Source organism: Moorella mulderi DSM 14980, from assembly GCF_001594015.1.
In the GTDB taxonomy this organism is placed as follows: Bacteria; Bacillota; DSM-521; order Neomoorellales; family Neomoorellaceae; genus Neomoorella; species Neomoorella mulderi.
This window is the reverse complement of sequence record NZ_LTBC01000002.1, coordinates 174,854-195,139: the sequence shown is the minus strand read 5'-3', so window position 1 is coordinate 195,139 and position 20,286 is coordinate 174,854. Positions and strand designations below refer to the sequence as shown.

The 20,286-nt window shown below is 54.3% G+C and carries 21 protein-coding genes; 7 read left to right on the top strand and 14 right to left on the bottom strand.

Features of this window, described 5'->3' with window-relative positions; genetic code table 11:
• Position 1: 1 nt before the first annotated feature.
• The 6 genes from MOMUL_RS17045 to MOMUL_RS04185 form a co-directional block, all read right to left on the bottom strand.
• On the bottom strand, positions 2-496 hold the full coding sequence (locus tag MOMUL_RS17045; RefSeq protein WP_062281934.1) for an HsdM family class I SAM-dependent methyltransferase: 495 nt from the start codon (positions 494-496) through the stop codon (positions 2-4).
• A gap of 19 nt (positions 497-515) precedes the next feature.
• The gene (locus MOMUL_RS17040; RefSeq protein WP_062281932.1) at positions 516-1,016 is read right to left on the bottom strand and encodes a type I restriction-modification system subunit M N-terminal domain-containing protein; all 501 of its coding nucleotides are present in this window, start codon (positions 1,014-1,016) and stop codon (positions 516-518) included.
• Between the two features lie 239 nt (positions 1,017-1,255).
• Complete coding sequence (locus MOMUL_RS04200; protein WP_084785453.1) at positions 1,256-1,663, bottom strand: PIN domain-containing protein; 408 nt, start codon at positions 1,661-1,663, stop codon at positions 1,256-1,258.
• Positions 1,664-1,689: 26 nt separating this feature from the next.
• On the bottom strand, positions 1,690-2,586 hold the full coding sequence (locus MOMUL_RS04195; protein ID WP_201786460.1) for a helix-turn-helix domain-containing protein: 897 nt from the start codon (positions 2,584-2,586) through the stop codon (positions 1,690-1,692).
• 285 nt (positions 2,587-2,871) lie between these two features.
• On the bottom strand, positions 2,872-3,057 hold the full coding sequence (locus MOMUL_RS16095) for a hypothetical protein (protein ID WP_153018234.1): 186 nt from the start codon (positions 3,055-3,057) through the stop codon (positions 2,872-2,874).
• 1,102 nt (positions 3,058-4,159) lie between these two features.
• Positions 4,160-4,360, bottom strand: a complete 201-nt coding sequence (locus MOMUL_RS04185) for a hypothetical protein (protein ID WP_084785452.1) — start codon at positions 4,358-4,360, stop codon at positions 4,160-4,162.
• 195 nt (positions 4,361-4,555) lie between these two features.
• On the opposite strand from MOMUL_RS04185, the gene MOMUL_RS04180 reads away from it, so the two are divergent.
• The 6 genes from MOMUL_RS04180 to MOMUL_RS04155 all read left to right on the top strand — a co-directional run bounded on the left by MOMUL_RS04180 (position 4,556) and on the right by MOMUL_RS04155 (position 10,093).
• A complete protein-coding gene (locus MOMUL_RS04180; protein WP_062281918.1) occupies positions 4,556-5,698 on the top strand; it encodes a PRK06851 family protein in 1,143 nt (380 codons plus the stop codon).
• A gap of 103 nt (positions 5,699-5,801) precedes the next feature.
• Positions 5,802-6,917: a glycosyltransferase family 4 protein gene (locus MOMUL_RS04175; protein ID WP_236712974.1), complete on the top strand. Its 1,116-nt coding sequence runs from the start codon at positions 5,802-5,804 to the stop codon at positions 6,915-6,917.
• Positions 6,918-6,938: 21 nt separating this feature from the next.
• A complete protein-coding gene (locus MOMUL_RS04170; RefSeq protein WP_062281915.1) occupies positions 6,939-7,640 on the top strand; it encodes a glycosyltransferase in 702 nt (233 codons plus the stop codon).
• A gap of 119 nt (positions 7,641-7,759) precedes the next feature.
• Positions 7,760-8,221: a hypothetical protein gene (locus tag MOMUL_RS04165; protein WP_062281912.1), complete on the top strand. Its 462-nt coding sequence runs from the start codon at positions 7,760-7,762 to the stop codon at positions 8,219-8,221.
• A gap of 65 nt (positions 8,222-8,286) precedes the next feature.
• Positions 8,287-9,405, top strand: coding sequence for a glycosyltransferase family 4 protein (locus MOMUL_RS04160; RefSeq protein WP_062281909.1), 1,119 nt, complete (start codon positions 8,287-8,289; stop codon positions 9,403-9,405).
• A gap of 58 nt (positions 9,406-9,463) precedes the next feature.
• Positions 9,464-10,093, top strand: coding sequence for a hypothetical protein (locus MOMUL_RS04155; RefSeq protein ID WP_169802161.1), 630 nt, complete (start codon positions 9,464-9,466; stop codon positions 10,091-10,093).
• 50 nt (positions 10,094-10,143) lie between these two features.
• Here the strand turns inward: MOMUL_RS04155 and glnA (MOMUL_RS04150) are convergent, their stop codons facing one another.
• On the bottom strand, positions 10,144-11,478 hold the full coding sequence (gene glnA, locus MOMUL_RS04150; RefSeq protein WP_062281903.1) for a type I glutamate--ammonia ligase: 1,335 nt from the start codon (positions 11,476-11,478) through the stop codon (positions 10,144-10,146).
• 265 nt (positions 11,479-11,743) lie between these two features.
• On the opposite strand from glnA (MOMUL_RS04150), the gene MOMUL_RS04145 reads away from it, so the two are divergent.
• Entirely contained in the window at positions 11,744-12,382 is a 639-nt protein-coding gene (locus MOMUL_RS04145; protein WP_062281900.1) for a DUF1614 domain-containing protein, read from the top strand.
• 77 nt (positions 12,383-12,459) lie between these two features.
• Here MOMUL_RS04145 and glnA (MOMUL_RS04140) read toward each other — a convergent pair whose 3' ends face one another.
• From glnA (MOMUL_RS04140) to metX, 7 genes are all read right to left on the bottom strand, one after another.
• A complete protein-coding gene (glnA, locus tag MOMUL_RS04140) occupies positions 12,460-13,887 on the bottom strand; it encodes a type I glutamate--ammonia ligase (RefSeq protein ID WP_062281897.1) in 1,428 nt (475 codons plus the stop codon).
• Between the two features lie 249 nt (positions 13,888-14,136).
• Positions 14,137-14,475, bottom strand: a complete 339-nt coding sequence (locus MOMUL_RS04135; protein ID WP_062281894.1) for a LysM peptidoglycan-binding domain-containing protein — start codon at positions 14,473-14,475, stop codon at positions 14,137-14,139.
• 67 nt (positions 14,476-14,542) lie between these two features.
• The gene (locus MOMUL_RS04130; protein ID WP_062281890.1) at positions 14,543-15,760 is read right to left on the bottom strand and encodes an aspartate kinase; all 1,218 of its coding nucleotides are present in this window, start codon (positions 15,758-15,760) and stop codon (positions 14,543-14,545) included.
• 34 nt (positions 15,761-15,794) lie between these two features.
• Entirely contained in the window at positions 15,795-16,685 is an 891-nt protein-coding gene (thrB, locus tag MOMUL_RS04125; RefSeq protein WP_062281887.1) for a homoserine kinase, read from the bottom strand.
• A 75-nt stretch (positions 16,686-16,760) separates the two neighbouring features.
• The gene (gene thrC, locus MOMUL_RS04120) at positions 16,761-17,807 is read right to left on the bottom strand and encodes a threonine synthase (RefSeq protein WP_062281884.1); all 1,047 of its coding nucleotides are present in this window, start codon (positions 17,805-17,807) and stop codon (positions 16,761-16,763) included.
• Positions 17,804-19,102: a homoserine dehydrogenase gene (locus MOMUL_RS04115; RefSeq protein WP_062281882.1), complete on the bottom strand. Its 1,299-nt coding sequence runs from the start codon at positions 19,100-19,102 to the stop codon at positions 17,804-17,806. The genes thrC and MOMUL_RS04115 overlap by 4 nt, the downstream gene beginning before the upstream one ends.
• Positions 19,103-19,163: 61 nt before the next feature.
• On the bottom strand, positions 19,164-20,285 hold the full coding sequence (gene metX, locus MOMUL_RS04110) for a homoserine O-acetyltransferase MetX (protein WP_062281878.1): 1,122 nt from the start codon (positions 20,283-20,285) through the stop codon (positions 19,164-19,166).
• Position 20,286: the final 1 nt, after the last annotated feature.

The following is a 20,286-nucleotide window of genomic DNA, read 5'->3' as shown; positions in this document are numbered from 1 at the left end:
ATCAAACTTTCCTCCAAAAAGGTCGCATACTTTCTAGTGACGGCGAGCCGAACATCCAGCGCTTGTCCTTGCGCAGCTGCTCGCCGCCCCACTCCTTCATGTTAAAGGGCGGATTGGTGATGATGAAGTCGGCGCGCAGGTCCTTATGCAGATCGTTAGTAAAGGTATCGTCTAACAGGATATTTTCGTTGGGGATGCCCCGGATCGCTAGGTTCATCTTGCAGATGCGCCAGGTGGCCTCGTTACGCTCCTGCCCATAGATGGAGATGTCGTTCGGGTTGCCGTTGTGGGCCTCGACGAACTTGCGGCTCTGTACGAACATCCCGCCGGAACCGCAGGCCGGGTCGTAGACCCGCCCCCGGTAGGGCTCCAGCATCTCGACCAGCAGCCGCACGACGCACTGCGGGGTGTAAAACTCGCCGCCCCGGTGCCCCTCGGCTTTGGCGAACATCTTAATGAAGTATTCGTAGGTCCGGCCGAGAACATCCCGCGCCACGGCATCGCCGTTGACCAGGTCAACCGCCGAAAAGAGGTTCAGCAGTTTCCCCTAAGGTCTGCGCCGGAATGGCGGCGCGGGCGTAGATCTTCGGGAGCACGCCGCGCAACTGCTTCGGGTTCTCTTTTTCGATGGCGGCCATCGCCTCGTCAATCAGCCGACCGAGATGCGGTTGGTGCGTGTTCGCCAAAAGAAAAGACCAGCGGGCTTGGGGCGGGATCCAGAAGATGTTGGCGGCCAGGTACTCGTCCTTGTCCTCAGCGACGGAAGCGATGTATTCCGCCGACGCCTCCTTGACGTAGTATTCCGTATTGGCCGGGTCGGTAACGGCGCGCGTCAGGAACCGGTGCCGGTTTTCAAAAGCGTCCGTGAGGTATTTCAGAAAGAGCAGCCCGAGGATGATGTGCTTGTATTCGGCTACCTCCCCCGTGCCCCGTAGCCGGTTGGCCGCCGACCAGAGCCGGTTGGCGAATTCGAGGTCGCCGTTGCCGTTTTTTACCGCGCTTTTCCTTTTCGCCATAACCTTCTCCTGCAGGATGAACAGTTTACCAAACAGCCGGTTTTTAGAGGTTCAAACCGTAAAGGAGCGTACTGCCGTAACGGCCGTTTTTTGTTTTATTCTCCAATCGCCGCCATTTTCCTGCCGAAGCCCTTACAGCGTCAACCGTCTCTTCTTCCCCATTTTCTCAGCCGACGTTCGCACTCGGCGCGGGGCAGGCGGCTTCCCATCGCCCGCATCTTTTCCAGCGCTCGAGCCGCTTATTGGGGCGTAACGATCCGCTGTCGAACCAGTTCGTCCAGTATCCAAAGCGTCCCGTGCACTGATACTTTCTCTTGTTCCGTGGCTTTCCGCAGGTGCCTGTCACCGGTTAGCAAAACAGCGCCCCTTGCTTTGGCCAGCGCCAGGGCAAAAAGGTCCACGCGCGAGGGCGCGGGATACCGGCTTGCTAATTGAATGACAAGGTGGACCCCGTCGCCGGCAAGTTCCTCCTGCTGCAATCCGAGGGATACCAGGGTTTGTCCATCGGGCACCCGTAATTCGGCAATAACCACATCAGGGGCGATAAACCGAAGCGGCAGTTGGAACGCTTCGTGAATAATCCCGCCGGCATACAGGTCAATCCAGATGTTCGTGTCATTCGCGTGGATCCGCCGGGAATCCGCCATGCCGCTCGGCCACCTCCCGCCAAAATTTAGCCAGGGATTTGGCGAACAGTTCGGCGGCACGGGATTCTGAGATCAGATCCTCCGCAAGCGCACGCATCACGAGCCGTTCCATCCGCTTTGGTTCCTCGGGGGGCAGAGCATCGCCTGGTTCTTTCTGGTCCCAACCACGGCGGCGAAATTCGCGGAACAAATTCGTGGCGAGCGCTTCCGAAATGATGCAGTTCGTAGAGGCTAAGCGCCTGCCGCTGCTCCCCCAATTCGCGGCGCGCCGCCAGTGCGGGGACTAAAAAAGCACCGGCAAACCGGTGCGCCGCTTTCTCTGCACTCGCCCCTTTTTCGGGCCGGAGAATAATGTGCCCTAATTCGTGGGCCAAATTGAAGCGCTGGCGGTCGCCGGCAAGACTACGCCGCATAACAATGACCGGGGTGTTGTCCTCCATCATGAAGGTGCAGGCGTCAAAGCCATCCACACCGTCTACCAACCCAACCTTGATCCCTTTATCCTCAAGAAGTTCGGTCAGGTTTTCGATGGAGGCCAAGCCTAACTGCCAGGCCGCCCTTAGCTCTTCCGCCACCCGCTCCGCTTCTTCCAGCACGGTAATCCTGGGATTTACGCCCTCCGGTAAAACAAAGCCGCGTACGGCGTCGCCGGGCGGGAAAAGCGCTTCAATCTCGAGATATCGTTCAAGCCACCCCTGGATTTGGGCAAGGACCGTTTGTTCTTGCTTGCGGCGCAGCGCAGAATTTTTACGGTAAGCCGGCACGGAAAGGTTCACCCTACGCGTCCGGAAAAAATATTCAACCTTGACCCCGAGCGCCTCTGCCAGACGGAGCAGGACACCGGAACTTGGTATGTCTAAGCCTCCTTCATACTTTGAAATGGCCTGAGGCGACACACCCACACGGTTGGCTAATTCCCGCAAACTCAGTCCAGCGGTCCGCCGGGCCAGCCTGAGCCGTTCTCTGACCATCACCTTTTCACCCCGGTTGACATTCTATCAAAAATATTGCATTTTGTAAGCCGAAGAATAATTGGAAATCAGGGGGGACACCATACTCAATCTGCTCAGTTCCTCGTCCGCCGGGGTCCTTTGGGTCCGCTCTTGCGCGGCCGCAGGATCCGTTCGCAAGGTGCGCCGCGGCACTGCTCAAAGGATACTGCCAGACCTCTTCTACCAGCCCTGCACGGACGGGATTAAGCTCCGCCATCAGGTGCAGGTATGCCCTGTATCATCTTCGCAAAAGAATGTTTGCTGCACCTCCACTCGTTCCACAACCATGCTGCCGGATTTCGCCGCCAGACCGAGAAGGAGAAACAGAACCAGGCCGGGAATGACCAGTTTCAGCACGCGCCGCGGAAAATGACGGTGGATAACATTTTCGCACGTCGTCACCTCTCCCTGATATAATCTAGCTGGACATCTCCAACACCTCGATTTTCTCCCGCTGCTAAGTTTACTGACCATTAGCAGCAGGATTCGATTTGTTGGGGGTGGGTTCCTTTTTGTTTACCATTTCCTTAAAAGTGGGTCACTTTTAGATTACCATACACAAGCGGCGTCTTAGAAAATATTTTCTATCAGGTGTTCTGGGGAATCCGCAAAATTAGTGTGACACGTCTTTATCCTTTTCGCCGTAAGGGAACTCCGGCCTTTCTGTGACACACGGTTTTTGATGGAAATTCTTCCTGATCAGGGGTGCCTTGAGCCTCTGCTTACGGTTTCTTCGATTATGCTCAGCTGTCTATCGATTTCAATGAGCATTTCCTGGATGGTCCGCCCTGGCCTGCCAACCACAGGTACCGGTCGAGTTGCCGAGTGGTCACGGGAAAATCCAGGGCATCCTTCAACGCTGAAAAGCCCGCCGCAAACTGCTTATACGAGAGCCCTTCCCTGCCTTTCCCATTCAAATGGTATGTGAGCATCTTAACCGCATACGAGTCGTAAATCGGGAATTGATTCTGTTACAGATTTTTTCAAGGTGACGATATCACAGATGGATTATAATAAACATAAAGTTGAGGACGTGTATCTCTTATGGTATGATTTTACTAAAGTTAGTATTACCGGAAGGCGATAAAATGCCGGACCAAACTATAAGGATTGATCTCGAGTTGCCAAAAGAACTGTTAATCAAATGAAGTGGTACTAAAGGGAACTGAACTTCCCGGTGTGAAAGAAATCAGAGAAGCTACCGACCCAATCCTCGATAGTCTGGAACAGAATGGGTTCCGCTTTAACGAAAAGGTAAAAACAGTAATTAAGGAAGAATATGGGAAATGAACTGACGGCGGAAACGTATACCAGACTCTTCCCCAGCAAGATAGTTTTTTGGCAATAAAAAAGCCCCTCACCTGAACAGTGAGGAGTGTTGAAACAAAGGCTATTTGGAGTAAGGAATCACCTTATCCAGCGGAACGCGATATCTTCCCTGGTAGCAATAAGGTCGAACTCATGGTGATCCGCAGTTACAAGGCTGGCAGCGATCCTTTTCCAATTACTTGGACTGCAGGTACTTTTCTACGTTAAAGCCCTTTCCCTTCAAAATCCCCCGTGCCTCACGAATTGGATCTTCCACGGGTTTGAGAAGAAATCCCTCGCGCACCTCCACGATGGTTACTCGCTTACCTTTCAGTTTTCGCGCTACCTCTGCCGGCAAATTCAGTTCATCCGCGTTCACTTCAGGGGTTAGCAACACCTTCACCTCCATAAACGTCCTGTATAGAGACAACAGTGCTATTTGTAAAATTGTACCACAAGGAACGTCCTGATCTCAACCATTGCTCGCGCTTCACGCCTTCCTGTAGCCAGATGGAAAAAATTGAAGCTATAGCAAAGTATAGGACCGTAAGCATAAGATTTAAGTAAGTTAATTTTACAGGGAGGTTAAAACATGGGCCAGGGCAAGTTGCGAAGGGTTTTCCCCGGCGGCAATACCTGTGAGGGCTTTTATTCTTTTTATGATTACATTATCGAACCAGATGCCACCCGGATCTTCGTCGTTAAAGGCGGCCCGGGGGTGGGCAAGTCCACCTTCATGCGCAAAATCGGCGAAACCATGCTGGCTAAAGGTTATGATGTAGAATTCCACTGCTGCTCCTCCGATAACAATTCCCTGGATGCCGTGGTCATCCCGGCCATTAAAGTAGCTCTAATCGATGGTACGGCTCCCCATATCGTTGATCCTAAGAACCCCGGTGCTGTAGATGAGATTATTCACCTGGGAGACTACTGGGATGAAAGCAAAATGCGGGCCCATAAAGAGGAAATCCTTAAAGCCAACGCACGGGTGGCGCGCTTGTTCCAGATAGCCTACAGTGCCCTCCGGGAAGCCAAGGTTATCCGCGATGAGTGGGAAAGCTATATTTCCGAGTGCATGATTGAAAGTCAGGTAAACAAGGCTGTGGCCAACCTGCTTCATGCCATTTTCAGCGGTGTAGCGCCACGCTATGACCGGCCGGCCAAGGTGCGCCACCTCTTTGCCACGGCTATTACCCCTGATGGCATCATTACCGGCCATGTAGAATCCCTGCTCCAGGATGTGCAGCAGCTATATACCATCTCTGGCGAGCCCGGCTCCGGCGTGCCCCAGGTGCTGGCCCGTATCGCCGACCTGGCCCATGAAAAAGGACTGCATACGGAGATTTACCATTGCCCCTTCAATCCTCGGAATATCGATCTGGTTATTATACCGGAAATAAAAGCAGCGGCCATGAACGTCCAGCCGCCGCATACCTACGATCCCTCGTCTTTACCGGACCTTATGGCCATGAAACTTAACCTGTCGGCCTATATCGACCGGGATAAGCTGGCAACTTACGCCCACGAGATCGGCAGCGCCGCCTACCGCTATCAGGCCTGCCTGGACCGGGCCGTGGCCTATATCCGCCAGGCCAAGTTAACCCATGATTATATGGAGACCTTCTATATACCGGCCATGAATTTTGAGGCTATTAACGCCAAACGCCAGGAGGTCCTGCAGCGGATCTTGACCTATGCCTCTGAATTTCCTGAAACTCTGATAAAAGCAAGCTAAAGCTTTAAACCCTTCCCGATCGGTAGCATTGGGAAGGGTTTTTAGTAACTGTTCATGGAACAAAAGCATAAGTTAACATGAGTAAAAAAGAAGAAAAAACGGGGTGATACTCCTGGACCGGCAAATAGCTATTTTTACACCCAACCTGCTGGCCTGGAATGGTCAAGAACCAGTAATCGGTGGCCTGGAAAGATACCTCCACGCCCTGGCAGAACTCCTGACAGAGATGGGTTATGAAGTTTCCTTCCATCAGAACGCCCACCGGGATTTTCAAACTACTTTCCGCGGCTGGCCGGTATACGGCTACCAGGCCGATCAGCACCATTTGCACTTAACTGTTAAACGAATGGAGGAAACTGTCCGCGGGAGAGTGCTTTATTCCTCTATTCTCCAGCAAGTCTATTACCGACCCCGTTCTATTTGCATCTCCCATGGCGTCTGGTGGGAACTACCGGGTTACAGTCCGGCCCACGCCCGGGCTGCCTATGAAAACTATGTCGCTGCAGCCCTTATTCAGGCCACTTTAATCATATCTTGCGACTACAACTTTCTTAATGTTGCTCGGGCCATCTACCCTAATCTGGCCGACCAGAAGGTCCGGGTAATCCCAAACTTTGTCGATTTAACGCAATTTTATCCCCGCGAAAAGGAACAACAGCCCAGGGTACGCGTCTTGTACCCGCGCCGGCTGGCCCCAGAACGGGGCTTTGACCTGTTGAAAGAGGTTATCCCTCCTTTATTGGCTGAGTACCCCGACCTGGAATTTCACTTTGCCATTGATAAAAATACCCCCCGGTACCTGGAGATTTTTCATGCCTGGCGGCAAAAGGAGGCCCATAACGGGCGTGTCCTTTACTGTCATCCAGACTTTAACGCTATGCCGGAGGTTTATGCCGCTGCCGATATAGTTGTTATTCCCAGTATTTATTCGGAGGGTACCAGCTTTTCATGCCTGGAGGCCATGGCCATGGGTAAGGCCGTTATTGCCACCAATGTTGGCGGACTTACCAACCTGATTATCGATGGCTATAATGGCCTGTTAATCCATCCCACCAGGGAATACCTGACCCAAGCCCTGCGCTTTTTAATTGATCACCCCCGGGAACGCCTGCGCCTCGGTGCCAACGCCGCTGCTACCGCCCGGGCCTTTGACCGTCGCCTCTGGGAAGCCCGCTGGCGCCAGTATATCAGCAAGGTTTATCCTTTGGAAAGGCTATAGTTCGGAGGAGAAGTAAGTTCTATGCCCAAGGTTACGGCCATGATGATCGTCCGTAATGAAGCCAATCGTTATTTGGAGCGCTGCCTTAAAGCTTTGACTAACTATGTTGATGAGCTGGTCATCCTGGACGATGCCTCTACGGATGCTACTCCTGAGATCTGTTTGAGTTTCCCCATGGTTAAACTTTATTGCCGCGATACCCCGCTATTTCTTAAGGATGAAGCCCAGTTGCGCCACGAACTCTGGCACTATACCGTAGCTACCAACCCCGAATGGATACTGGCCCTTGATGCCGATGAATTCCTGGAGACTAGGGCAGTCCGGGAACTCCCTTATTTGCTAAAACAGGATTTTTTTCCAGCCATTAGCTTTCGCCTTTTTGATTGCTGGGGCAGGGAAGACTACTACCGCGTCGACGGCCTCTGGAATCCCTGGCTGCGTGGTTTTTCTATCTACCTTGTCAAGTACCAGCCCTGGCTGGATGCCGCCTGGCCATTACAAAAATTTCACTGCGGCCGCCTGCCTCTAGCCTACCGCCACCTGCCCCACCTGGAAAGCGATCTAAGGATCAAACACCTCGGCTGGGCCAACCCGGCTGATATCCGGGCTAAATACGAGCGCGCCGTTAGCCAGGATCCGACCTTTAAATATATGCCCCGGGAACATTATGAAAGCATCCTCTGGCCAGCGGATAAAATTAAGCTCGAAAAATGGCAGGACTAGATAACTTCTCCGTGCTAAGATGCATATAGTAATACTAATCCAGAAAAAGGAAAGACCCTCTTTGCCAATACCCAAAAGGCATAGGGGAAAGAGAAAAGCTTGTAAAAGGAGTGATCTGCATGGCTCTAACCGCCAGTGCCACTGTTACTGGCAGTACGGCAGGAACTGCCGATGTAGCTCTAACCTTAAGCCCGACCACGGCCCTTTTTTCCCCGGCCAACCTGGTTCCCGGCCAGGCTGTCGGGTCGCCCCAGCTGCAAGTGTCAAATACCGGTACCGTGGACGAGTATTACTTTATCTTTGCTGACTGGAAGGAAGTAAGCCCTACTACTCCCCGCGAGGCCCAGTTACTTGCCGACCGCTTAAACATTTATATCGAAGCCAGCCCAGCAACAGTCCTCTATAATGGCACTCTTTCCGGTCTATACAACCAACCTTCTAGTGGGCGCCTGCTAGTTTCGCCCTATGATGACCTGCTGACTTTCGTCGTCAGCCTGCCTAGTAATACGGGTACCATAGCCCAGAACCTGGACTTGAGCGTCGATCTGGTCTTTACGGCCCAGGCTTCCCCCCTCGCTTAAAGCATAGCCCGGCCCCGGCCGGGCTTAACTTTGTAGAGCTAATTGCAAGAAGGTGATAAAGAGATATGACGACTAAAAAGGTAGCTTTATTAACGACTAACTTTTTTCACCCTACTAACGAAAGAATTATTATGGGCGGTGCAGAGCGTTACCAGGTTGACCTCTGCCGCCTGCTCCGCGAACTAGGTTTTTATGTTGAGGTCTGGCAGATAGGCAGCGGTTGGACCCGGGAATTCGATGGCGTGCGTATCCGCAGCATCCCGGTTTCTAGAAGCGAATACCATACCTTTCCCGATCTCAGCACAGCCTTTTACGAGAATTCCATGGCCTTTGATTACGCCATTTATTTCATCCTTACCCTGGCTTACCCCATAGCCCGGGAAAAAAGCATTGCCATTAGCCACGGGATCTTTTGGGATTGGCCGGGTTTCGACCTCATGGCCGGACGCCTGGAGGAACGCCAGGAATGGTTAAGGCGGCTTGGTATTGCCCTGACAGGGCCACAAAAATTAATCTCTGTAGATACCAACACCATTAACTTCTTCAATGCCACCCTCCCCGGCTTTTATCACAAATGGGAGTACATCCCTAATTATGTTGATACTGACCTTTTTCACCCACCTGAGGAGGAAAAAAATAGCACGGATACCATCCGTGTCCTCTTCCCCCGCCGGCTGGTTCCCGTTCGCGGGATTAATGAAACAATGCGGGCAGCAGAAAAATTGACGGCTCGCTATCCCTGGATTGAATTTCATTTTTGTGGACGCGGCCATGATGACAACGCCGAAAGGCTCATGTCCCAGTGGATTGCTACCCAGGAACGTTGTTTTTACTACTGGAAGCCCCTGGAGATGATGCCTGAGGTTTACCGCCAGGCGGATATTGTCATCATCCCTTCACGCTCTACCGAAGGCACGAGTCTGGCCGCCCTGGAGGCCATGGCCAGCGGCCGGCCGGTAATTGCCGGCCTGGCAGGTGGCTTGAGCGATATTGTTTTGCACGGCTACAATGGTTATCTAATTAAACCGACTGTGGAAAATCTGGTGGCGGCCATCGAAGATTTGGCCCGGGATAAAGCTAAAAGGCAGATCATGGGCCAGAGGGCTCGGGAAGTCGCTATGACTTTCAACCGTAAGATATGGGCTGAGCGTTGGGCCAGGGTCCTGGAAACAGTCTTTCGCTAATTGTCTGGTTTTGGACTCACCGGATGGGTGAAGGTATGTGCCCTTTACAGCTCCTACTGTGGCCAATAAAGGTAACCTCTTCCATGTCGGTCCCAGTCCGATTATCCTGGTAACGGTACAGGAATGGGTGGTCTTTAATATCGTGCAATCAGCTTTGTTGTTAATTCCAGCCTGGGGAATACAGCCAGTAAGTCCGCCTGTAAATGCGCTTGCTGCCCATGCCGGCCGGCCTTTATTATATGAGGAACTACAGCCGCGACATATTGAATTAATCACTGCGGAAAGGGTGCTGGATTCGGTTTACCTGGCCACGGAAAACTTATTCCAGTGGTCTTATAGTTCCTCCTCACCTACCCCAGGCGTGCCGGTTAAAATTATTGCCTGCGGGGTTAAAAATATTACCGCCAGGCAGCAACTGGTGCCCATTCCCCCCGGCAGCCATGCCCTGGCTAGGGCTTTCTACAATTATGAAATTCTTGTGACCTATGCCGATGCTGCCGGCCACACCGCTACCATTACCCTGATGTCCGGGCCCCGCTGGCAGCGGGCCTTTGTTTCCGCCGGACCGGGCCGCCTGGAGGTACAGGTCAAGGTTGCCTGTTCACGTATTGAGATTACCACTCCACCTGCCCCGGAACCCGGGCCGGCCTCGCCGTATAAGCCGGTCCGGGTATGGGTTTGTGTGTAACAACCCGGGCGTGTCCCTGGTCGCGAAATTGGCGGCACCTCATGCTGATTTCAAAACATGGTCAAGTATTGCTCTACTTCCCACCGGTGGACCTGGACGCGGTACTCGTCCCATTCCTTTTCTTTGGCTTCGACAAAGCGTTCATAGATATGGTCGCCCAGGGCTTCTCTGATTACTTTATCACGGGAAAGCTCATCCAGGGCTTCCTTCAGGTCCCCCGGCAGGCTGCCGATACCCAGGTCGCGGCGTTCGGCTGCCGTCATTTCGTAGATATTGCGCTCTACAGGCGCAGGGGGCTGGATCTGCTTCTTTATCCCGTCCAGGCCGGCTTTGAGCATGACGGCCAGGGCCAGGTAAGGATTGCAGGCCGGGTCGGGGTTGCGCAATTCTATTCTAGTTGAGGCCCCGCGCTTGGCCGGCACGCGAATCAAGGGGCTGCGATTGCGGGGGGACCAGGCGATATAGACCGGGGCCTCAAAACCTGGTACCAGGCGTTTGTAGGAATTAACTGTCGGGTTGGTAATGGCGGCAAAAGCCCGGGCATGGTGCATCAGGCCGCCAATATAGTAATAGGCTGTCTGGCTTAACTGTAAGGGATCTCCCGGATCATAAAAGGCGTTCTGCCCGTCTTTGAACAGGGACTGGTGGGTATGCATGCCCGAACCGTTAATGCCGGCTACGGGTTTCGGCATAAAAGTGGCATGAAGGCCATGGCGCTGGGCGATGGTGCGGACAACGAATTTAAAGGTAGCAATTTTATCGGCCGTGGCCAGGGCGTTATCGTATTTGAAGTCAATCTCATGCTGGCCCGGGGCAACCTCATGATGGGAGGCCTCGATTTCAAAGCCCATGGCTTCCAGGGCCAGGACCATATCCCGGCGGGCGTCTTCACCCAGGTCAACCGGTGACAGGTCAAAGTAACCGGCCTGGTCATGGGTTTCCAGGGTGGGCTTACGGCCATCGGTATGGAACAGGAAAAATTCCGCCTCGGGGCCGGCATACATGGTATAGCCCATGGCTTCCGCCTCGGCCAGGACTTTTTTAAGCACTCCCCGGGGGCAACCGGCAAAGGGGGTGCCGTCAGGGTTATATACATCGCAGATAAGCCTGGCCACCGCTCCATCTGCCGGCCGCCAGGGAAAGATGGCAAAGGTAGAGGGGTCGGGCCTGAGATACATATCGGATTCTTCGATGCGGACGAAACCGTGGATGGAAGAGCCATCAAACATTAATTCGCCGTCAAGGGCTTTCTCTAATTCCTTGGTAGTAATGGCAACATTCTTTAAAACCCCGAAGATGTCGGTAAACTGCAGGCGGATAAAACGGACGTTAAGTTCCTTTACCCGCTGGAGAATATCCTCCCTGGTTAGTTTTTCATTTACCATCAAAAATCCTCCAGTTAAAATTTTTCCCCAAAAGTATAAAGCCCTCTTAAGCTACTACTTTCCATAGCTTCAGAGGGCTTCTTTACCCCTTTGGGAACACCATTGCTCCCGTTTAAGCCATTTTGCCGGTCACCGACTTTTGCAGTTATTATATCATACTTTATAGATCCGTCAAGGCTTTTTATGATAGAATGTTTACCAGGGCCCGGTTATAAAATGGATTAGCCAGGTTAACCGGGTACAACTACCACTGAGGTGAGATAAAATGTTATGGTCGCTACTATTCCTTTTTTTATTTATCCCCATGCTGCTGGCTTCCCTGTTCCTCAATTTAGCCGTTTTTTCCTTTGCCCGGCTGGGACTGACACCGGCAGGGGCTTTTACTTTACTTGCAGCCTCAATTATCGGCGGGCTCATTAATATCCCTATTTCCCGCCGGCGTCTTTATGTTGAACAACCCCAGTTCGGTCGCTTCCCCTTTTTTTTCTATTACCCGCCCCAGGTGAGCTACCAGCTCCTGTGCGTTAACGTTGGCGGGGCGGTGATCCCCGTCCTCTTTTCCCTCTACCTCCTGGCCACCCGGGCGCCGTTACTTCCGGCCCTGCAGGCTACGCTTATTGTTACCATTGTGGCCAAGATCCTGGCCCGGGTAGTACCGGGAGTGGGTATTTCCATACCTACCTTTATCCCGCCCATTGTCGCCGCCCTGGCCGCCATTATCGTTTCTCCCCATAATGCCGCCCCGGTGGCCTACATTGCCGGAGCCCTGGGCACCCTCCTGGGAGCCGACATTTTAAACCTCGGCGCCATCCGCAGCTTGCGCTCCCAGGTGGTCAGCATCGGCGGCGCCGGCGTCTTTGACGGCATTTTCCTGGTGGCCCTGGCCGCATCTTTATTAAGTTAAAGCATTGACTTAAAGCTGCCTGTCGGGGACAAAAAACCCTGCCCTTACTGGCAGCAGGGCAGGGTGAAGAACTTTGCCTAAATATCGTAGTACAGGACAAACTCGTAGGGATGGGGCCGGAGTTTAATCTGGCTGATTTCCTTTTTCGTTTTGTATTCAATCCAGCTATTGATGAGGTCCTCGTCAAAGACGCCACCCTGGAGTAAAAACTCGTGGTCTTTTTGCAGAGCAGCAACGGCTTCTTCCAGGGAGCCGGGCAGAGAGTTTATCTTGGCTGCTTCTTCCGGCGGTAAATCGTAGATGTCTTTATCCAGGGGGTCACCCGGATGAATCTTGTTTTTAATCCCGTCGATACCGGCCATTAAAAGGGCGGCAAAGGCGAGGTAGGGGTTGCAGGAAGGATCGGGCGGCCGGTATTCGATTCTCTTGGAGTTCGGGCTGTTGGAATACATGGGAATACGGATGGCCGCGCTGCGGTTGCGCTGGGAGTAAACCAGGTTTACCGGGGCTTCAAAGCCGGGCACCAGCCGCTTGAAAGAATTGGTGGTAGGGCTGCAGAAGGCAGCCAGGGCCGGGGCGTGCTTTAACAGCCCGCCGATATAGTAAAGGGCGAGTTCGCTTAGACCGGCGTAGCCGCCGGCGTCAAAGAATAACGGCCGGCCGTCTTTCCACAAGCTCTGGTGGACGTGCATTCCCGAGCCGTTATCCTGGAACACCGGCTTGGGCATAAAGGTAGCCGTTTTGTTATGCTTGATGGCTACGTTTTTGACCACATATTTAAACATCATCAGCTGGTCGGCCATCCGGGTGAGGGGAGCGTACTTCATATCAATCTCACCCTGACCGGCCGTGGCTACCTCATGGTGGTGGGCTTCCACGGCGATGCCCATCTCTTTGAGCAGTAACACCATTTCTGTACGCAGGTTTTGCAGGGTATCAGTAGGGGGAACCGGGAAATACCCTTCCTTGTAACGCGGCCGGTAGCCAAGGTTGGGATGGCCGTTCATTTCCGCTCCCGAATTCCAGAACCCTTCTATGGAGTCAATGAAATAGTAGCCGGCATACTGGCTGTGATCAAAACGAACGTGATCAAGGATGAAAAACTCGGCCTCCGGGCCCCAGAAACTGGTATCGGCAATACCCGTTTCTTTGAGATAGGCCTCCGCCTTCTGGGCTATAAAGCGGGGATCGCGATTGTAGTTTTTACCGGTAACCGGGTCATACACGTTGCAGATCAGGCTTAATGTCGGGATTTCACAAAATGGATCGATAAAGGCTGTTCCCGGATCGGGAATGAGGATCATGTCGCTCTCATTGATGGTTTTAAAGCCGCGGATACTGGAACCGTCAAAACCTACGCCGCTGGTAAAAACCTCTTCCCCAAACTGTTCTATGGGGACCGTGAAATGCTGCCATGTGCCGGGCAGGTCGATAAATTTAAGGTCAACCATCTGGACATTGTTTTCCCTGGCCATGGCGAGCACTTCTTTTGCCGTCATGCTCATGGAGAAACCCCTTTCATTATTAAATTATAGTCTTGGACTACCATTTTCATCCTCCCAGGAACAAGCTATTCCTTCCACCTCCCCCTGCTTCAGGAAAAAGAAAAACGCCCCATCGGGGTTTTACCCCTGGAGCGTCTTTGCTCACACTGGCATGCATCGCCGTTTGATTTAATAAGTTTAAGGACACCCTTGCCCCTTGCTATTAATATATACCACAATTAAATTTTTTGCAAGCACAAATTCAGCAATTTACCCTGGCAGGCAGATATTCTGGCCGACCTGGAGATTGTAGGGATCGACATGGGGATTTAGTTCCAGCAACTTTTCTACCGTCGTCCCGGTGGCCCGGGCAATGCTGTACAGGGTGTCGCCGGGAGCTACCTGCCAGTACACGCCCGAGGGACAGGGCGGTTCAGGTGGCAGGCAGAGCACCTGGCCAATCTGGAGGTTATAAGGATCAACCCCGGGATTCAGGCGTTCCAGTTCGGCTACCGTAGTACCCGTACGCAAGGCTATTAGATACAGGGTATCCCCTGCCTCCACCCGCCAGTAACGGCCGGACGGGCAGGGTACTTGGAATAAGCCCACCCATAATCACCCCTTACAGGTTTTCTTCCTGCATCTTATGCGTGGGCTTAAAGAAAGGTACTACGGCTTATTCCTTCTCCAGGCCGAAACGGCTGTGGAGGGACTGCATGGCGCGGGTCAGGTATTCCTCATCAATGATACAGGAAACCTTGATCTCGGAGGTGCTGATCATGTGAATATTGATCCCTTCCTCCGCCAGGCAGGCAAACATCTCAGCGGCCACGCCGGGATTGGTGATCATACCGGCGCCGACAATGGATACCTTGGCTACCTTATCATTATAAGTTACCTTGCTGGCACCGATCTCGGCCCGCACCCTTTCGGTAACCTCCACTGCCTTGCGGAGATCGTCGCGGCCGACGGTAAAGGCAATATCGTTAATCCCATCCCGCATGGCGCTCTGAACGATCATATCGACATTAATGCTTTCCCTGGCCAGGGCGACAAAGAGGGCCTTGGCAATCCCCGGCCGGTCGGGAACATCATGGAGGGCTATCCGGGCTACGTTACGGTCACCGGCTACGCCGCTGACCACCATTTTCTTTTCCATTTCCGTCACCTCTTTCACCAGGGTTCCTTCATTGTCGTTAAAACTGGAACGTACCTCTAAAACCACATGGTTTAGCTTGCCAAACTCCACTGAGCGGGGCTGCAGCACCTGGGCCCCGAGGCTGGCCAGTTCCAGCATTTCGTCGTAGGAGATAACCGGGAGTTTCCTGGCTGCAGGTACGACCCGGGGGTCAGCCGTATAAACCCCGTCCACGTCGGTATAAATCTGGCAAACGTCAGCCTTCAGGGCGGCAGCTACGGCTACGGCCGTCGTATCCGAACCACCCCGGCCCAGGGTGGTGATCTCGTTATCGCAGGTCATGCCCTGGAAACCGGCGACAATGACGATTTTGCCTTCCGCCAGTTCCCGGTGCAGGCGGTCACAGCTAACCTCCAGGATACGGGCCTTGGTGTGGACATTGTCGGTTAAAATGCCCACCTGGGGACCCGTCAGGGAAATGACCGGTTCCCCCAGTTCATGAATGGCCATGGCCAGCAAGGCAATGGATGTCTGCTCCCCTGTAGCCAGGAGCATGTCCATTTCCCGGGCTGGTGGGTTGGGACTAATCTCGTGGGCCATAGCGATCAGGTCGTCGGTCATATCTCCCGGGGCCGAGACAATGACCACCACCTCATTGCCCGCCCGGCGGGTGTTAACCACCCGGCGGGCGACATTCTTGACCCGTTCGGGGCCATTAACGGAAGTTCCGCCGTATTTTTGAACTATAAGTGCCATAAAGAACCTCCTGTAAAAGAGATGTGAGAGGATATTAAACGATCAATGCGCCCTGGGGGCACGGGGCCAGCTCTTTCACGGTACAGGCCACCCCGTGGCGGGCAAAGGCTGCTGCCATGGCCGGTCCTACCTCAGGCTTACGGCCACGGCAAAAGGCAATTACCGACGGCCCGGAACCGCTTAAAGCGACCGCCAGGGCCCCGGCCTCCCGGGCGGCGGCAAAAACCTCCCCCATCCCCGGCACCAGGGGTAAGCGGTAGGGCTGGTGCAGTTTATCCTCCATCATCTTGCCCATTAGCTCCAGGTCACCGGCCTGGACGGCAGCCAGGAGGAGACCCACCCGGCTGAGGTTAAAGACGGCATCACTTAAGGCCACCCTGGCTGGCAGGACACCCCGGGATACCCTTGTTGACAGGGTAAACTGGGGAATGGCTACCACGGTCATTAACCCTGCCGGCGGTTCCAGGCGCCGGCAGTAGACCTTATCCCCGTCCCTGGCGGCTACCACCAGGCCGCCTAAAATGGCCGGGGCTACATTATCGGGGTGCCCTTCCAGATTCGTGGCCAGGTTTACTAGTTCGTCCCGGCTTAATGGTTCACCCAGAAGGGCATTGGCCCCTACCAGCCCCCCTACCAGGGCTGCCGCGCTGGAGCCCAGTCCCCGGGCCACCGGGATGCTATTATACATGGCTATTTTCAAATTAACCGCCGGCCGCCCGGCCCGGGCAAAGACGGCCAGGGCGGCCCGGTAAGCGATATTTTCCGGTCCCCGGGGGATGGTTGCCTCGCCTTCACCCGTCACGGTAATCTCCAGGGCAGGAGCTGCTTCGATTAGCAGTTCATCGTAGAGATCCAGGGCCATCCCCAGGGTGTCAAACCCCGGCCCCAGGTTGGCCGTAGTAGCCGGCACCCGCACCAGTGGCATAAATTATCCTACCTTCATTTCTCCATCTCCAGGGCGGGACCCTTAAGGTACTCTGCCCTTTGTTATGGCTGTTTACTACAATACTACCTCTAATACCTTGGCTTCCTCAGGTGGCAAGGATATGGGCTCGGCCACCTGCTTGATGGCGATATTTGGATCCTTCAGACCGTGACCGGTAAGGACGCAGACGACCCGGTCACTGGAATGGAAATAACCCTTTTTAACATACTTGATCACACCGGCCAGGGAAGCGGCCGAAGCCGGTTCGGCAAAGATGCCTTCTGCCGTAGCCAGCAGGCGCTGGGCCGCCAGGATTTCTTCATCGCTGACACAGTCGATAAAGCCACCGGATTCTTTAGCCGCCCGGACGGCCGGCTGCCAGCTGGCCGGGTTACCAATGCGGATAGCTGTGGCCACCGTTTCCGGGTTGGGCACCACTTCTCCCCTCACTATCGGGGCCGCGCCTTCGGCCTGGAAGCCGATCATCTTCGGTAAATAATGGCTGCGGCCGGCCTGGTAATACTCGTTAAAACCTTTCCAATAAGCAGTAATATTACCGGCGTTGCCTACGGGAATGGCCAGGTAATCCGGGGCCTCACCAAGCCAATCGCAAACCTCAAAGGCGGCCGTTTTCTGGCCTTCAATGCGAAAGGGGTTAATAGAATTGACCAAGGTAATGGGATGTTTGGCCGTAATCCGGCGTACCAGGTCCAGGGCGTCGTCAAAATTACCCTGGATGGCAATTACCCTGGCACCATAAAAGAGGGCCTGGGCCAGTTTTCCCAGGGCGATGTTGCCTTCCGGGATAAGAACACTGCACTTTAAGCCACAACGGGCGGCATAGGCAGCAGCCGAAGCCGAGGTATTGCCAGTTGAGGCACACATAATGGCCTTCGACCCGGCCTCCATGGCTTTGGCCACCGCCATGACCATGCCCCGGTCCTTAAAGGACCCGGTGGGGTTAAGTCCTTCATACTTGAAATAGAGTTTTATACCCAGCTCCCGGGAAAGATTCCCAGCGGCTATCAGGGGGGTGTTGCCCTCCTGTAAAGTAATCAAGGGAGTTGCCTCCGTCACCGGCAGGAACTCCCGGTAAGCGCGAATAACTCCCGGCCAGCTCAACCACTTTCTCCTCCTTCTACCCGCACAACACAGGCTATTTCTTTAACAACCGGCAAACCGGCTAAGACGCCCAGGGCATCCTGCATGTTTTGCTCCCGCACACGGTGGGTAATGAGGACCAGTTCGGCCAGTTCCCCCAGCATTCGCTCCTGGATGACCGAAGCCAGGCTGACTTCCCGCTCGCCAAAGACACCGGCAATACTGGCCAGGACCCCCGGCCGGTCGACAACTACCAGTCTTAAGTAATACTTAGTAATAATGGCTCCCATGGGTTTCAGGGGTTTATCATAAAAGCAGGTACAGGATATGCGGCCGCGGGTTTTGTGCTGGATGTTGCGGGCCGCTTCCATAATATCGCCCACCACGGCGCTGGCCGTAGGCATGGAACCGGCACCCCGGCCGTAAAACATGGTTTCCCCTACGGCATCGCCTTCAACAAAAATGGCATTAAAAACATCGCTGACTGCCGCCAGGGGGTGGTTTAAGGGTACCAGGGCCGGGTGGACCCGTACCTCTATTCCTTCTTCGTCCTCCCGGGCAATCCCTAAGAGCTTTACGGCATAACCCAGGTCGGCAGCGTAACTGATGTCCTGGGCCGTGAGATTGCTGATGCCTTCCCGGTAAACATCCGGGTAAGTAATGCGGGTACCAAAGGCAATGGAAGCCAGGATGGCCATTTTGCGGGCGGCATCGTCCCCTTCAATGTCGGCAGCAGGATCAGCTTCAGCATAACCCAGGGACTGGGCTTCCTTGAGGACTTCAGCAAAATCCCGCCCTTCCCGGCTCATCTTGGTGAGGATATAATTGGTGGTCCCGTTGACGATGCCTATGACCTGGCGGATACGATTGCCGGCTAGGCATTCCTTCAATGGGTGGATAATGGGAATACCCCCACCCACACTGGCCTCAAAGAAAAGGTCAACACCGCTGGCCTCAGCGGCATCAAAAAGCTCCTTGCCGTAAAGGGCGAGGAGATCCTTGTTGGCCGTAACCACGCTTTTACCCTGGCTGATAGCCTTAAGGATGTATTCCCGGGCCGCGCCGGTGCCGCCCATCACCTCGACTATAATGGGAATATCCGGGTCAGCCAGGATCGTTTCCGGATCGGTAGTAAGCAAGTCGGGACTAACTTCTACCTGGCGGGTTCGATGCCTATCCCGCACCAGGATGCGGCTGATTTTTAAAGGCCGGCCCAGCTTCTGGGCGATGGCACCGCCGTTCTGCTGCAGGAGCCGGACCACGCCGCTGCCAACGGTCCCCAGGCCCAGGAGGCCAATATTTATTGGTCCTGACACACCCTCACTCTCCTCGTACCTTTCAATTTTACCTTATCCCTCCCTGTTGGGCAATACTTTTTTATCCAGACAGGTCGGGGCGTAACTCAGCCAGGTAAGGTTTAATAATAGCTTCCAGCTGTTTAAATTCAATAAGAAAAGCGTCATGACCATAGGGAGAATTGAGTTCCCGGTACCGGGCGCGGCCACCGCCGGCCTTAATTAACCGGACAATCTCTTTGACCTGGTAGGGAGGGAAAAGAAAGTCGCTGGATATGCCTATCCCCAGGCAGGGAGGTAAATTATTCCACACTTCGGTATAATTTCCCCGGCCCCGGCTGACATCATGGAGATCAACAGCCTTGGTGAGGTAGAGATAAGCATTGGCGTCAAAGCGCTGGACCAGCTTTCTCCCTTGGTAAGCCAGGTAGCTTTCCACTTCAAACTGGCCCTCAAGGTGGTAGTATTTTTCCGGGTCCACCACGGTCCGGCCGAATTTCATGGTCCAGGAAGGGTCGCTCTTATAAGTAATGGTTCCGATCCGCCGGGCCAGGGCCAGTCCCCGCCGGGGTCCCGGGGTGCCGTAGTAGTCGCCGCCCTGCCAGTCCGGGTCGGCGTAGATGGCTTCCCGCTGGACGTTATGGAAGGCTATCTGCATAGGCGTCGTCCGGCCGCAGGCGGCAATGGGAATAATGGCGCTGACCATTTCCGGGTAAAGGAAGCCCCATTCCAGCACCTGCATGCCGCCCATGGAGCCGCCGATGGCTGCTACCAGGTGCTTGACGCCCAGGTAATCCAGCAGTATTTTCTGGGCCCGCACCATGTCACGAATAGTAATTATTGGGAAATCCAGGCCATAGGGCCTGCCGCTGGCAGGGTTTATGCTAGCCGGTCCTGTAGTCCCATAACAGCTGCCCAGGACATTGGCGCAGACCACGAAATAACGCCGGGTGTCCAGGGCCCTGCCCGGCCCCACCAGGGGGTCCCACCAGCCGGGCAGCCGGTCGTCCGGGGAATGGCGGCCGGCAATATGGGCGCTGCCGGTAAGGGCATGGAGGACCAGGATGGCGTTATCCCCGGCAGCATTCAGCTCGCCATAGGTTTCATAGGCTATGGTAAGGGGGCCCAAACGGGCCCCGCTTTCCAGCTGCAGGCTTCCTGGCCAGTCATAAAACCGGGTGGCAACAATACCGACATCGCCCATA